The sequence below is a fragment of the Microbacterium sp. TS-1 genome, from assembly GCF_000509385.1.
GTDB classification, from domain to species: Bacteria; Actinomycetota; Actinomycetes; order Actinomycetales; family Microbacteriaceae; genus Microbacterium; species Microbacterium arborescens.
In genome coordinates, this window is record NZ_BASQ01000001.1 from 2,401,289 (window position 1) to 2,415,886 (window position 14,598).

13 protein-coding genes are annotated in these 14,598 nt (G+C 70.4%); 8 read left to right on the forward strand and 5 right to left on the reverse strand.

From position 1 onward, the window contains the following. Positions 1–4: 4 nt before the first annotated feature. Together MTS1_RS11235 and MTS1_RS11240 are read left to right on the forward strand one after the other, a co-directional pair. Positions 5–868 (forward strand): hypothetical protein, encoded by an 864-nt coding sequence (locus MTS1_RS11235; protein ID WP_023953906.1) that lies wholly within the window; start codon positions 5–7, stop codon positions 866–868. 9 nt (positions 869–877) lie between these two features. After that, a complete protein-coding gene (locus tag MTS1_RS11240; RefSeq protein WP_023953908.1) occupies positions 878–1,351 on the forward strand; it encodes a hypothetical protein in 474 nt (157 codons plus the stop codon). A 36-nt stretch (positions 1,352–1,387) separates the two neighbouring features. Here the strand turns inward: MTS1_RS11240 and MTS1_RS11245 are convergent, their stop codons facing one another. The 5 genes from MTS1_RS11245 to MTS1_RS11265 form a co-directional block, all read right to left on the reverse strand. After that, on the reverse strand, positions 1,388–2,431 hold the full coding sequence (locus tag MTS1_RS11245) for a YihY/virulence factor BrkB family protein (protein WP_023953910.1): 1,044 nt from the start codon (positions 2,429–2,431) through the stop codon (positions 1,388–1,390). A gap of 125 nt (positions 2,432–2,556) precedes the next feature. Continuing rightward, positions 2,557–3,132, reverse strand: a complete 576-nt coding sequence (locus MTS1_RS11250) for a DUF3618 domain-containing protein (protein ID WP_023953912.1) — start codon at positions 3,130–3,132, stop codon at positions 2,557–2,559. Continuing rightward, on the reverse strand, positions 3,129–3,545 hold the full coding sequence (locus tag MTS1_RS11255; protein ID WP_023953914.1) for a phage holin family protein: 417 nt from the start codon (positions 3,543–3,545) through the stop codon (positions 3,129–3,131). Before MTS1_RS11255 ends, MTS1_RS11250 begins: the two co-directional genes overlap by 4 nt. Further along, positions 3,535–4,350, reverse strand: coding sequence for a CsbD family protein (locus tag MTS1_RS11260; protein WP_023953916.1), 816 nt, complete (start codon positions 4,348–4,350; stop codon positions 3,535–3,537). Before MTS1_RS11260 ends, MTS1_RS11255 begins: the two co-directional genes overlap by 11 nt. 293 nt (positions 4,351–4,643) lie before the next feature. Next, entirely contained in the window at positions 4,644–6,095 is a 1,452-nt protein-coding gene (locus tag MTS1_RS11265) for an HNH endonuclease signature motif containing protein (protein ID WP_052007670.1), read from the reverse strand. A 209-nt stretch (positions 6,096–6,304) separates the two neighbouring features. Here MTS1_RS11265 and MTS1_RS11270 point away from each other — a divergent pair, with 209 nt between their 5' ends. From MTS1_RS11270 to treZ, 6 genes are all read left to right on the forward strand, one after another. Next, the gene (locus MTS1_RS11270) at positions 6,305–6,592 is read left to right on the forward strand and encodes a WXG100 family type VII secretion target (protein ID WP_023953920.1); all 288 of its coding nucleotides are present in this window, start codon (positions 6,305–6,307) and stop codon (positions 6,590–6,592) included. Positions 6,593–6,622: 30 nt separating this feature from the next. Further along, complete coding sequence (locus MTS1_RS11275; protein ID WP_023953923.1) at positions 6,623–7,402, forward strand: hypothetical protein; 780 nt, start codon at positions 6,623–6,625, stop codon at positions 7,400–7,402. 68 nt (positions 7,403–7,470) lie between these two features. Beyond that, positions 7,471–8,037 (forward strand): hypothetical protein, encoded by a 567-nt coding sequence (locus MTS1_RS11280; RefSeq protein ID WP_023953925.1) that lies wholly within the window; start codon positions 7,471–7,473, stop codon positions 8,035–8,037. Between the two features lie 157 nt (positions 8,038–8,194). Then, complete coding sequence (glgX, locus tag MTS1_RS11285; RefSeq protein WP_023953927.1) at positions 8,195–10,408, forward strand: glycogen debranching protein GlgX; 2,214 nt, start codon at positions 8,195–8,197, stop codon at positions 10,406–10,408. Beyond that, on the forward strand, positions 10,405–12,840 hold the full coding sequence (gene treY / locus MTS1_RS11290) for a malto-oligosyltrehalose synthase (protein WP_023953929.1): 2,436 nt from the start codon (positions 10,405–10,407) through the stop codon (positions 12,838–12,840). Before glgX ends, treY begins: the two co-directional genes overlap by 4 nt. After that, positions 12,837–14,573: a malto-oligosyltrehalose trehalohydrolase gene (treZ, locus tag MTS1_RS11295; RefSeq protein WP_023953931.1), complete on the forward strand. Its 1,737-nt coding sequence runs from the start codon at positions 12,837–12,839 to the stop codon at positions 14,571–14,573. Before treY ends, treZ begins: the two co-directional genes overlap by 4 nt. Positions 14,574–14,598 lie beyond the last annotated feature (25 nt).

A 14,598-nucleotide genomic window follows, 5' to 3' on the forward strand; every position in this document is an offset into this window, starting at 1 on the left:
CGGGATGACGGCGAACGGGGCGCATACCGACGGCGGTGCGGGCGACGAGTTCGACGCGGCGGCCGCTGAACTGCTGGTCGTGGCGCCCGCCGACTTCGTCGCCGCCCGCAACGCTCGCGCGACGGAGGCGCCCGGGGCGCTCGGCACGCGCATCCGCGGGTTGCGCAAGCCGACGGTGGCGGCGTGGGCGGTCAACCTGCTGAGCCGCGACCCGTCCTTCCGCGAGGCGCTCGAACTCTCCGGGGCGCTGCGTGAGGCGCAAGACGACCTCGACGCGGCTGAGCTCGCCCGACTCGGCAAGCAGCGGCGCGCCCTGGTCGCGGCGCTCGCGCGCCGCTCCGCCGACCTGGCTGACGAGGCCGGTGTCGCGCTGTCGGCGGCGGCGCGCGACGAGGTGGAGCGCACCATCAATGCGGCCATCGTCGATGCCGTCGCGGGCGCGGTGGTGGGAGCGGGCCGGCTCGTGCGCACCCTCGAGCCGGGGTCGCTCGACTCCGAGACGCTGGCTGACCGCGTCGCGGGTTCGATTCCCGGTGTTGCCGAGGCGCCCGCGAGGCCGCGAGACGATCTCGCCGAACGGCGCGCGCGACGTGAGGCGGAGAAGCGCCGGCGCGAGGCGCAGCGCGAGGCGAGCGAAGCAGGCCGGGCGCTGGCCCGCGCGGAGGAACGCCGGTCGAGCGCGCGGGAACGGGCTGACCGGCTGCACGAGCGGGCCGAAGAGCTTCGGCGGGACCTCGCGCGGGTGTCCGAGGACGCCGAGCGGGCCGATGCCGCGGTCGACGACCTCGACGACGCCGTCGCGTCGGCGCGCGAGTCACTGGCGGCGGCGGAGCGCAAGGTGCGCGCGGCGGACGGCGACGGTCAATAGCATCGAGGGGTGCCGGAAGCTGCGACCGAACTCATCGCCGACGCCCGTCGTCGGCTGATCGGAGTTCCCCGGGAACGACTCGGGGTCCGCAGCGAGGGGCGGCGTCTGCTCGGCTTCGGCCGCGCCGCCCGCATCCTGCCGGTCGGGGATGCGTGGCATCTCGGGGTCCTGCTCATCGCCGATGATGAGGTGTTCGCGACAGGGGAGCTGCTGCGAGCCCGAGCCGAGGCGATCCGCGGCTACACCGCCGAAGCGCAGCGGGCTCGGTCCGAGCGTGCGGCAGCGGCGTTCCGCGGTGGTTTCGCCGAAGGCGAGCCGGTGCACCTGGACTGGTCCCCGATCGATCTCGACGTCGTCGATGCTGGCGGGGCTTCGGGGCCGCTCGCGCGCAGCCACGATGGGGTCGTCACCGTTGCGTTCGCGGCGGGAGCCCGCATGCCGCTGGCTTCGTACCTCGACGACCGGATCGCGCTGCTGCCCTGACGCGGTCGCGGCCGGGCAGCAGCGCGGTGACGGGCCTCAGTCGTCCGACGCGCCTCCCGTCGCGCGCAGGCGCTGCGCTTCGGCGCGCTCCTCGGACTCCTGCTTCCGAGTCTTCTCGATGCGGGTGGTGTCGCGAGGCGGCAGCTGGATGGTCTCCTCGGCGGGCATCCCCGCCTGCAGCTCGCGTCCGCGCTCGAGCTCGGCGTCGAACTCCGCGCCGAACAGGAGGGCGAGGTTCGTGATCCACAGCCACAGCAGGAACACGATCACGCCGGCGAACGACCCGTAGGTGCGCTCGTAGTTCGAGAAGTTCGCGACGTAGATGCCGAAGCCCGCGGTCGCGATGGCGAGCACGACGATCGCGATGACGGCGCCCGCACTGATCCAGCGGAACTTCGGCTGCTTCGCGTTGGGGCCGAAGTAGTAGAGCACGGCGACGAGCAGTACGACGATGAACGCGAGCACGGGCCACTTGGCGATCTGCCAGACGAGCACGGCGGTGCTGCCGAGTCCGATCGCGTCGCCGATCGCTTCGGCCACTGGCCCGGAGACGACGAGGAGGACGAGCGCGACGACGACGAGCGCGACCGCCAGAAGAGTGACGCCGAGCTGTTGCGGCTTCAGCTTGATGAAGGGGCGTCCCTCGTCGATCTCCCAGATCCGGTTCATGGCGCGACTGAATGCGCCGACGTAACCGGATGCCGACCAGAGCGCCAGGACGATACCGGAGATGAGGGCGAAGCCCGCCGCGGGAGAGGTGGCCATCTCTTCGATCGGGCCGCGCAGGGTGTCGGCGGCGCCGCCGGGAGCGACCTGGCCGACGATGTCGAGCACGGCGTCGGCGGCCTGCTGCCCCTGCCCGATGACGCCGAGGAGCGAGAACACCGCGAGAAGACCCGGGAACGCCGACAGTACGGCGTAGTAGGTGAGCCCGGCGGCGAGGTCGGGGCACTGATCGCGGCTGAACTCGCGGACCGTTCGCTTCAGCACGTGCTTCCACGAAGGCTTCTCGACGTCGGTGATGGAATCGGGCTTCGCGGGGTGCTCGGGGTCGAGTCCGGCGGTTCTCTGGTTGCTCATGTCTCCTCCTGGGGTCGTGCGCGCTGCGGGATGGTCAGCGGTGCGGGAAACGCGACCGTGCACCGGGTCGGCGGCGGATGCCGTCCCGGTGCACGGTTCGTGCAGCGCTCGCGCCGCGGTGGGTGTCAGCTGCCGCTGACGTTCTCTCGAGCCTCCTGGGCGCGACCGGTGACGTTGTCGACCCCGTCCTGAGCGTCGCTCTTGACGTGGGAGACCGCCTCGGTCGCGGTGTCCTTGACGGCTGCGGCGGCATCCTGCACCGGCTCCTTCAGGTCGGAGCCGACCTGCTGGGCGACGCTCTTGGCTTCTTCGACCAGGGGCTGGGCCTGCTCCTTGACGTCGGCTGCGATGCCCTTCTCCTTCGTGGATGCCGGGATGAGCGAGGCGACGAGCAGGCCGCCGGCGAACGCCATCAGGCCGACGGCGAGGGGGTTGCCCTCGGCCTTGGCACCCACCTTGTGCGCGGCGTCCGACATACCTCCGGCGACCGAGGAACCCGCGTCATGAAGCGACGAGCCGGCGTCGTCGGCCGCACCCATCACGCGGTCGCGCACGGACCCGAGGGCGCCCTTGATCTTGTCGGTCTGGCGGTGGGCGATCTTCGAGGGCGTCACCTTGTCGACGAGAGCGTCGGTGTCTTGGCTCAGCTCGCGACGCTTGCGCTCGATGTCAGCGCGGATCGCTTCCGGTGAATCAGTCATCGGTTCTCCTCATTTCTCTTCAATGCGTCGGGGATCTTGCCCAGGGTTTCGGCCGTCTGCGGGGCGCCCTGGACCCTCTCGAGCTGCTTGCGCCCGAGGGCGTACAGGACAGCCGCGATGATGCCCCAGATGACGGCGACGATCACGGCCGACCAGCCGAGGCCGACGAGGTGGCCGAGGGCCCACCAGAGCGCGATCGAGAGGAAGAAGATCGCCATGAGCGCCGCGTATCCCGCGCCGCCCAACATCCCGGCTCCCTTGCCCGCTCGTGTTCCCGACTCCTTCAGCTCGGCCTTGGCCAGGTTGATCTCCTGTCGCATCAGCTCCGACAGGTCGCGCGTCACCTCGCCCAGCAGATCGCCGAGCGACGTGGTGGCCGCCTGCTGCTCGGAGGGCGTGGGGTTATCGGTCATCTCGGGTCTCCCCGATGCCCTCGGTGTACGGCTCGTCGGCCGTGCGGCCGACGGAGCTGTCGTACAGCGGCGTGGGCTCTGCGGCATCCGGTGCGGAGCCGATCGGGTCGTCGAGCGGAGCCCCGACCGGGGCGTGCGACGGTGCCGACGGTGCGGCCGGGATGCCGGTGGCGGCGGCGCCCGGCGTGCCGATCGGCGCGTCGAGCGGCGCGTTCACCGGTGCGGGCGACGGCGCCGAGGGCGCGGCGGGCACGCCGCCGGACGTCGTGCCGGTGCCGGAGTCGTGCTCTTCTTTCGCGCCCTCGGCGAGAGCGCGAGTGAGGCGGCCGGCGACGACGCCTGCGATCAACGCGCCCGCGATGAAGACGCCCGGCTTGCGGCGCGCGAAGCTCTTCACCTCGCTGACCAGCGACCCCGGGTCGCGCTGCGAGAGCCAGTCGGATGCGCCGCTCACGCGGCTCGACACCTGACGCACGAGGTCGGTGGCGATGCCGGGGTTCTCGGAGTTCTGGGCCAGCGAGTCCAGCTCATCTCCGATCGAGCGCAGCCCGTCGGCGACGCGCTGCTGCTGCGACGCGGCCTGTTCGGTGAGCTGCTGTTTCGTCTGCGTGTACACCTGCTTCGCCTGAGACTTCGCCTCTGACGCGACGCCCGCCGCTTCCTGTTTGGCCGTCTCGACGACGTGACCGGCCTCGGCCTTCGCGGTGCCCGCGACCTCTCCGGCTTCGTGCTTCGCCGTCTCCGCCGTGCCCGACCCTGATCCTGCCTGCGAGCCGGACGTCGGCTCACCATAGTTCTGCGACATCGGTTCTCCTCTCGGTACCGCTTGCGTTCGTGGGGTGCCGATGTAACGCCTCACCCCCGCGTCTTGCCCCGGGGCTTGACGACGGCGAAGCGCTGTGGGATGGTCGCGCCTTCTGTACCGACGCTGCGCGAGACGGATCCGAATCCGGGGCCCCCGGGGTGGGTTCGGGCCCCGGGGCGGGTTCGGCGCACCTTCCGGCTGCGCGGGCGCGTTTCGGCACGCGCGCCCGCGCAGCCGGGAGGAGCGCCGCACGCCGTCGTCGCTTCCCGCTCACCCTGGCCCGCCACCGTGGATCAGAACGGTGGGCGCTCCGGGGCGGGTGGGTCTGTGGTCGTGAAGGCGACGAGGGGTGGTGGTGCGTCGTGGCGGTAGACCCGTCCGGTCGGTGAGGTCCAGACGAGCCTTCCGCGGGGGAGTTGTCGGACTCGCCAGCGGGTGTGGTGTTTGACGTCGTGGTGTCGTTTGCAGAGGTTGGCGAGGTTGCACACGTGCGTTGGCCCGCCCTCGGATGCGGCGATGGTGTGGTCGAGTTCGCAGCGGATGGCGGGTTGCCGGCATCCGGGGAATCGGCAGTGCCGGTCGCGGGCCCGCAGCAGTCGCACCATGGCGGCGGTCGGCCGGTAGGTGTCGCACTCCAGCACGGTCCCGGTGACGGGGTGGGTGAGGAGCCGGTCCCACGAAGTGGCGTTGCCCGCCAGCTCCCGCGCGGTTGCGGCATCGATGGGGGAGCGGCCAGCGAGGTCGGCCGGCCCCTCGTCTTGGCCCGTCAGCGTCAGCGCAGACACGGCGACCTGCACGTGTGCGCGGATGGCTCCGAGGGTTCCGTTGCCGTCTCCCGTGCCGGTGGGGTCGAGGGCGGGTGTGCCGGCGAGGAGGAGGTCACTGAGCACGTCGGCGCGGACCTGGTCGATCGTGCGGGCATCGTCGATGAACGACGACCCGTCGCAAATCGTCGCATCGGCATCGCGGCCGCCACCGTTGGCGTCGGCTCGTGCGTCGGCTCGAGCGTCAAGCGCGTCGGCTCGAGCGTCAGCGCCGATCGCGTCAACGCCCGCCGCTTCGGCCTGATGCCGCACGTTGATGATCTCCCGGGCCTGCCGCGTCAGCCGGTCGACAATCCCATCCGCGATCACCGTCGGCAGGGTTGCGATCAGGTCCGACATCCCATCCGCGCCTGCCTGCACCCGCACGCACCGCCCCGCCGCGGCCTCTTCATGCCGCTCCGTGAACGTCCGCGGGTGCATCCGCTCAGCCAGCATCCGCAGTGCGTCCCGGACCCGGTTCGGGGTCTCGCCCTCGCACCGCTCGATCGCAAGCCGTTCGAACTCTGCCCGCTCCTCCGCAGGCGCCAGGCATCCCGTCTCTTGAATGACCCGCACGTGACCCCGGACGATCCGCCCTGCCTCCCACGCCGCCATCGTCACCGGGTAGTTCTCGACCAGGTCTCGGGCCTCGTCGATGCGCCGCTGCAGCGTCCGGTCGGTCGCGACGAACACTCCCGCGAGCTCGGCGGCGATTCCGCGCAGCGCCATCTCGCGCGCCTTCACGCGCTCCGACGCCCCAGCGGCCTGCTTCTCCGCGAGAACCCCAGCGGCGGCGAGCACCCGAACCTCCTGAATCTGCACCGCGCGCGCGGCATCCGAGACCCCCTCGGCATCCGCGACCAGCATCGTGAGCGTATCGACGTCAGCGTCGCTGCCCATTCCGCTGCCTGTCGAGCCGCCGCGTCCGCTATTCGAATGCATGTTCGAATGCTGTCACGAACGTCAGACATTGCCGCACGACGTTCCACAGGTGCCGCAACCCCTCCATCGACGCCTCCCGAGCACGGCACCGACGTCCGAGCGCAGCAGGGTGGGGAGTTCTCCCCATCGACCTGGCGTGATCGGTGCCGATAGGTTTTGGGTGTCGGCTCCGGAGGGGGGTCGGGACATCTACTTTCAGGAGGGCCGTCATGGCTGATTTCGGTGCATCTTATGGCGAGATGGAGCAGGTTGCGAGCTCGCTGTCGCAGGCTCGTGATGACATTCAGGGTCAGCTGGACACCCTGAAGTCGCAGGTCGACACGCTTCTGGGCGATGACTTCAAGACGCAGCACGCGTCGGGCAAGTTCGGTGAGGGCTACTCCGAGCTCACCACGGGTCTGAAGAACGCGGTCGATGGCATCAACGACATGTCCGAGTCGCTGCTGGGCATGATGCGCGCGATTCAGGACCTCGACCAGCAGCTCGCCGGCAGCTGACCCGTTCGCTGTCGCGAAGGAGCAACCCGGGTGGCGCGAGTGACGGAGGAGACGCCGCAGGAACTGGCACAGCACGCGACCGACTGGGATCGAGTGTCGTGGTGGAAGCTCGAGGCCACCGCGTTCCGCTCGCACCCCGAGGTGCAGTTGGCGCTAGCCCGGTTGGCGCCGCGTGAGGTCTGGAGCTCGCTCGTGCCCGATCGTCCCGCTTTCGTGCAGCCGCTGCTCGCTTTCGCTCAGATCGCCTCCCTCGTGATCCCCGCCGTCGCCGCTTTCGCCTCGTTGCGAGCGGTGCTCATCGAGGGCGATCAACTGGATCTCGCGGTGGCGGGCACGGCGATGGGCGTCGCCGCCCTCATCGCGTTATTCGGGGTGCTGTCGCAGCGGGGCCGCCCCGAGAGCGTGCACCCGCGCACCATGCGCACGATCGGTATCGTCCATCTGATCTCCGCCTTGGCGGTGGTGGTCGTCGCGGTGCAGGCCTTTCTCGATGATCGACTCGTCAGCGCATGGGGCATCGCCGGCGTCCTGGTCGACCTCGCGCTCGGCGCCTCTCTGACCATCCGCCACCGGCGGATGCCGACGGATGAGAACCGCGACAACGTCAAGCGTGCCGGCGCAGGCGTGAAACGCCGGATCGACGCGCTGCCACCCGCAGCGGCGGCGGCGACCCTCACGGCGACCGGGGAGGCCGTCGACATCCTCACCTCGCGTGGGCTGATCAGTGCCTCCGATGCTGCGCGCGCGTCCCGCGCACCGTTGGGTCTGCTCGCGGCGACGATGACCGACGCGCCTGCCGGCCATCGATGATGGTCAGGACGCGGTCGATGACATCAGGCGGGGCAGTGAGCTGGCGGAGAAATCTGTTCGGAGTGACGATGACCGCCATGGCGGCCATCGTCCTGACGGGATGTGGAGCGACAGTGGCGCAACCGACGGGCGACGAGCTGTACCAGGAGGCGGAGAGCCTCTACTTCGATTTCCGCGAGACGACCAACGGCGTGCTGGCCGTCATCAATGACGGCCCGTGGGAGGTGCGGACGTACGGGATGACGCCATCCGGTGTCGGGTGCGGCGACGGCTGGAAGTTCGACCTGACGCGCACGACCACGATCGACCCGGCAGGGGTTGCCGGCAAGCGCGAGGCCGTCGCGCAGCACCTGGTGTCCGAAGGCTTCGAGGTCGACGGCATGGATCTCGATTCGGGCGAGGTCGCTTCTACGGACGTGATCGTCCGCGAGCAGGGCGTCTACTCCCTGCTGACGGTGACGCTGGTCGACAACGGGAACGTCGTCGTCACCGCCACGTCGCCGTGCAAGCCCGGCGACAAGTTCGAGCTCAGCCGGATGCTGTTCGGCAAGGGCCCCCTGCCTGAGGGGTATCTCCCCGACCAGGAATCTCCCTCCGACCCCTTATTCTTCGGCACCGACCGCGGCGAGCGCTGACTCCCACCGGGACGTTCCACTCGCCAGAATCTGCGGGCCCGAAGCCCCGTGCATCCGCATCTTGTGGCGAGTCGACCCGATGGCGGGGGCTTGTCAAGGGCACCGGGTCGTGTGATTGCGCCTGAGTAGTGTGAGCCACACGAACAGGGGAGATCACATGCAGGCATGGCCGGGTTCCGCGTATCCGCTCGGAGCGACCTACGACGGGAACGGGACGAACTTCGCTCTCTTCAGCGAAGGCGCCGAGAAAGTGGAGCTGTGCCTCTTCGACGAGGACGGCACCGAGACATGCGTCGAGCTGCGCGATGTCGACGCCTTCGTGTGGCACGCCTATCTGCCGAACGTGCAGCCGGGCCAGCGCTACGGATACCGCGTGCACGGACCGAACGATCCGGCCGACGGCAAGCGGTTCAACCCGAGCAAGCTGCTGCTCGACCCGTACGCCAAGGCCGTCGAGGGTCAGATCGACTGGGGACAGCCGGTGTTCGGCTACAACTTCGGCGAGCCGGACTCGTTCAACGACGAGGATTCGGCCGCTCACATGATGAAGGGCGTCGTCGTCAACCCGTTCTTCGACTGGGCGGGCGACCGTCAGCCGAAGATCCCGTACGCCGAGAGCGTCATCTACGAGGCTCACGTCAAGGGTCTGACGCAGCTGCACCCCGACATCCCCGAAGACATCCGCGGGACCTACGCCGGCCTCGCACACCCCGCCGTCATCGACCACCTCAAGAAGATCGGCATCACGGCGATCGAGCTGATGCCGGTGCACCAGTTCGTCAACGACTCCACGCTGCAGGAGAAGGGGCTGTCGAACTACTGGGGCTACAACACGATCGCGTTCTTCGCGCCCCAGAACACCTACTCGGCCACGGGCGACCACGGCCAGCAGGTGCAGGAGTTCAAGGCGATGGTCAAGGCGCTGCACGCCGCCGGCATCGAGGTCATCCTCGACGTCGTCTACAACCACACCGCCGAGGGCAACCACATGGGCCCGACCCTCTCGATGCGCGGCATCGACAACGAGGCCTACTACCGCCTCGAGGACGACGACAAGCGCTACTACACCGACTACACCGGCACCGGGAACAGCCTCAACGTCGGCAACCCGCACGCGCTGCAGCTGATCATGGACTCGCTGCGCTACTGGGTGACCGAGATGCACGTCGACGGCTTCCGCTTCGACCTCGCGGCGACCCTCGCGCGCGAGTTCTACGACGTCGACCGGCTGTCGGCCTTCTTCGAGCTCGTGCAGCAGGACCCGATCGTCTCGCAGGTCAAGCTCATCGCCGAGCCGTGGGACATCGGTCCCGGCGGCTACCAGGTCGGCAACTTCCCGCCGCAGTGGACGGAGTGGAACGGCAAGTACCGCGACACCGTCCGCGACTTCTGGCGCGGCGAGGCGTCGACCCTCGGCGAGTTCGCCTCGCGCCTGACCGGTTCGGCCGACCTCTACGAGCACGACGGCCGGTGGCCGGTGGCCTCCATCAACTTCGTCACGGCGCATGACGGGTTCACGCTGCGCGATCTCGTGTCGTACAACGAGAAGCACAACGACGCCAATGGCGAGGACGGCAACGACGGCGAGTCGCACAACCGCTCGTACAACATGGGCGTCGAGGGACCCACCGACGACCCGCACGTGCTGACGATGCGCGCCCGGCAGCAGCGGAACTTCCTCGCGACGCTGCTGCTGAGCCAGGGCGTGCCGATGATCTGCCACGGCGACGAGCTCGGCCGCACCCAGCAGGGCAACAACAACGGTTACGCGCAGGACAACGAGCTGACCTGGATCCACTGGGATCAGGTCGACCAGCCGCTCATCGAGTTCACCGCAGCCCTCGCGCGTCTGCGTCGCCTGCACCCCACGTTCCGGCGCAGCCGCTTCTTCGACGGGCGCCCGGTGCGTCGCGAAGAGGGCGCCCCGGTGCCCGACATCATGTGGCTGCGCCCCGACGGCACGGCGATGCAGCCCGAGGACTGGGACTCCGGTTTCGGGCGCGCAGTCGGCGTCTTCCTCAACGGCGACGGCATCCGCGAGCGCGACCGTCGCGGCGAGGACATCTCCGACGACCACTTCTTCGTGCTGTTCAACGCCGGTGACGACGAGGTGGAGTTCACCGTCCCCTCCGACCAGTACGCCGACCGGTGGGAGGTGCTGATCGACACGAGCGGCGAGCTCGTCGGCACCGAGCCCCTCGAGGGCGGCAACGCGCTGCAGGTCCGGGCCAAGTCGCTCGTCGTCCTGGGCGAGTACACCGAACCCGAGCCCGAGACCGACCACTCGGTCGCGGCATCGCTCGCGGCGTACACGACGCCGATCGACATCATCCCCGCTGAGGCGCCGACCCCGGAGCTGCCCGGCCGATGACCGCTCCGATCTCGACCTACCGGCTGCAGATCCGTCCGGCGTTCGACCTCGCGGCCGCCGCCGAGATCGCGGACTACCTCCGCGACCTCGGCGTCGACTGGGCCTACCTCTCGCCGCTCCTGGCAGCGGCGGAGGGGTCGGACCACGGCTACGACGTCGTCGACCCGACCATCGTCGACCCCCGCCGCGGCGGCGCCGAGGGGCTCGCGCGCTTCTCGGCCGCCGCCCGGGATGCCGGACTCGGTGTGCTCGTCGACATCGTGCCGAACCACCAGGGCGTCGCCGTCCCCGCTGAGAACCCCTGGTGGTGGGACGTCCTCCGCCACGGCCGCGGGTCGGCCCACGCCGAGGCGTTCGACATCGACTGGGAGCACGGCGGGGGCAAGGTCGGCCTGCCGATCCTCGGCTCCACGCTCCGCGAAGCCGTCGCCGCCGGTGAGATCGAGGTCGCGCCGGTGACGGCCGGCGAGGCGAATGGCGCCGAGGGCGTCGCCCGCTACTACGACCACGTGCTGCCGCTCGCCGACGGGACAGCACCCGCGGCCGCGACGACCGACCCGGCCACCGTGGACGCCGTGCTCGCCGCTCAGCACTGGCGTGCCGCGTTCTGGCGCGACGACGCGACCGAGCTGAACTACCGGCGCTTCTTCGCCGTGAACACGCTGGCCGGAGTGCGCGTCGACGTCCCGGCGGTCTTCGAGGCGAGCCACGTCGAGATCCTCCGCTGGCTGCGCGAGGGCTTGGCCGACGGTCTGCGCATCGACCACCCCGACGGCCTCGCCGACCCCGGCGGGTATCTCGAGCAGCTCGCCGAGGCGACCGGCGGCGCGTACGTCGTGGTCGAGAAGATCCTCGAGCACGCCGCCACCGACCATGCCGAGCAGCTGCCCTCCTGGTGGGCGACCGCGGGCACGACCGGGTACGACGCGATGGCCGAGATCGACCGCGTGCTCATCGACCCGGCGGGTGAGAGCCGGCTCGACGAGCTCGACGCGACACTCCGGTCGGCGGATGCTCCCGCGTCGTATGACGAGATCGTCCGCGAGGCCAAGCGTGCGGTCGCCGACACCCTGCAGGCCGCGGAGGTGGGCCGGCTCGTCCGCTGCCTGCCCGACGACGTGCGCGACGAGCTCGGAGAGGATGTCGCACGCGACGCGTTCGCCGAGCTCCTGACGAGCTTCTCGGTGTACCGCGTCTACCCGCCGGTCGGAGACGAGCTCGTCGCCGAGGCGGTCGCCGCGGCATCCGCATCCCGTCCCGATCTCGCCGACGCCATCGCGACCCTCGCCCCGCTGGTCACGGCGGGCGACACCGAGCTGAGCCGCCGATTCGGTCAGACGACCGGGCCGGTCATGGCCAAGGGCGTCGAAGACAGCGCGTTCTACCGGTATCCGCGTCTCGGCACGCTCACCGAGGTGGGCGGCGACCCCGGCGTCTTCTCGCTCGACGTCGCGGGCTTCCACCGCGCGCAGGCCCACCGCCAGGCGATGTGGCCGCACGCTCTCACGGCGCTGAGCACCCACGACACCAAGCGCAGCGAAGATGTCCGTGCCCGGCTGTCGGTCATCGCCGAGATGCCCGAGCGGTGGTCCGACGCTCTCGGACGCCTGCGGACGATCGCCTCGACCGGCGACGGACGCCTCGACGACCTGCTCTGGCAGGCCATCGTCGGAGCGTGGCCCGCGTCGCCCGAGCGGCTGCGCGACTACGCCGAGAAGGCCTCGCGCGAGGGCGGCATCATCACGACCTGGACCGACCCCGATGAGGATGCCGAAGCCCGCATCGCCGCGCTGGTTGATGCCGCCACCTCGGGCGAGGCCCGCGCGACGATCGAGGAGGTCGTCGGCGAGCTGACCGCGCCCGGGCGATCGAACTCCCTCGCCGCCAAGCTGCTGCAGCTGACCGCACCCGGGGTACCCGACGTCTATCAGGGCACCGAGCTGTGGGATCTCTCGCTCGTCGACCCCGACAATCGTCGCGACGTCGACTTCGCCGAGCGCCGCGAGCTGCTCGCGAAGCTCGACGGTGGGTGGCATCCCGAGATCGACGACTCCGGCGCGGCGAAGCTCCTCGTCGTGTCGCGGGCGCTGCGCCTGCGTCGCGATCGGCCCGAGCTGTTCACGCGGTACGCGCCGCTGCCCGTCGTCGGCCCTGCCGCAGAGCACGCCGTGGCCTTCGATCGGGGCGGTGCCGTGACCGTCGCGACGCGCCTGCCCGTCGGACTCGCCGCGCGCGGCGGATGGGGCGACACGGTCGTGATGGTTCCGCCGGGACGTCACACCGACCAGCTGACCGGCCGCGCCTGGGACGGCGGCGCCGTGCGGCTGGCCGACCTGCTCGGGACGTACCCGGTGGCTCTGCTGGCCGCCGAACGTCCGACCGGTGCACGTCCCACCGCCCAACGTCCCACCGCCCCAGAGGAGAACGCATGATCGAGGTATGGGCGCCGCGCCCCGAGCGGGTGCGGCTCCGTCGACCGGATGCCGCCGATGTCGAGCTCTCTCGTTCGGCGGACGGCTGGTGGTCGGCGGACGTCGACCTCGCCCCGGGAGACCGCTACGGCTTCGTCCTCGGTGACGGCGACGACGCGCGCCCCGATCCGCGCTCGCGCCGGCAGCCCGACGGCGTGCACGGCCTGTCGGCGGTCGATGACCCGTCGTCGTTCGCGTGGACCGATCAGGCCTGGACGGGGCGGACGCTCGCGGGTGGGATCATCTACGAGCTGCACATCGGCACCTTCACGAGCGCCGGCACCCTCGACGCGGCCATCGCTCGACTCGACCATCTCGTCGAGCTCGGCGTGACCCACATCGAGCTGCTGCCGGTGAATGCGTTCAACGGCACCCACAACTGGGGGTACGACGGGGTGCTCTGGTACGCCGTGCAGGAGAGCTACGGCGGGCCGGAGGCCTACCGGCGGTTCGTGGATGCCGCCCACGCGGCCGGTCTCGCCGTCATCCAGGACGTCGTCTACAACCACCTCGGACCATCCGGCAACTATCTGCCCGAGTACGGCCCCTACCTTCGCGACGGCCGCCGCAACACCTGGGGTGACAGCGTCAACCTCGACGAGGACGCGGTGCGCGAGTACATCATCGGCAACGCCGAGATGTGGCTCCGCGACTTCCACGTCGACGGCCTGCGGCTCGACGCCGTGCACGCGCTGCACGATGACGACAGCCCGCTCCACATCCTCGGCGAGATCGCCGACCGGGTCGACGCGCTCAGCACGCACCTCGGGCGCCCGCTCACGCTCATCGCCGAGAGCGACATGAACGATCCCGTCATGATCCTGCCGCGCGAGGCCGGTGGTCATGGGATGACGGCGCAGTGGTCGGACGACTGGCACCATTCCGTGCACGTCGCGCTCACGGGTGAGACGGTGGGGTACTACGCCGACTTCGACGCGCTCGATGCCGTTCCCAAGACCTGGAACGAGGGGTTCTTCCACGACGGCACGTATTCGTCGTTCCGGGGTCGCGAGCACGGGCGGCCGATTCCGCCGGAGTCGCCGTCGTGGCGGCTCGTCACCTTCGCGCAGGATCACGACCAGATCGGCAACCGTGCGGCGGGCGACCGGCTCTCGGCGACGCTCGACGCCGACCGGCTCGCCGTGGCGGCCGTCCTGACGCTGACGGCGCCGGGAACCCCGATGCTGTTCATGGGCGAGGAGTGGGGGGCGTCCACTCCGTGGCAGTTCTTCACCTCGCACCCTGAGCCGGAGCTCGCCGAGGCGACGGCAGCGGGCCGCAAGCAGGAGTTCGCCGAGATGGGGTGGGACGAGGACCTCGTGCCCGACCCCAACGACCCGGCGACGTTCCTGCGGTCGAAGCTCGACTGGACCGAGACCGACGAAGGCGATCATGCGCGCCTGCTGGCGCTGTACCGCGAACTGGGCCGACTGCGCCGCTCGGTGCCCGACCTGACCGACCCCCGGTTCACCGCGCGCGGCGCCGGAGCGACCGAGGGCGAGGGCGGGCGGCTCTACGACCTGCAGCGCGGACGCGCACGCGTGCTGGTCAACCTGTCGACGGAGCCGTGGCGGGTCGAGCTGAGCGGTGACCGCGTCTGGCTCGAGACGCTCCCGAGCCGGACCGCCGACGATCTGCTCGTCGTCGAGCCGAACTCGGCCGTCATCGTGGGGCCGGATCTGTCAAGCGGATGACCGGGCGCGGCGCCCGATCTACCGT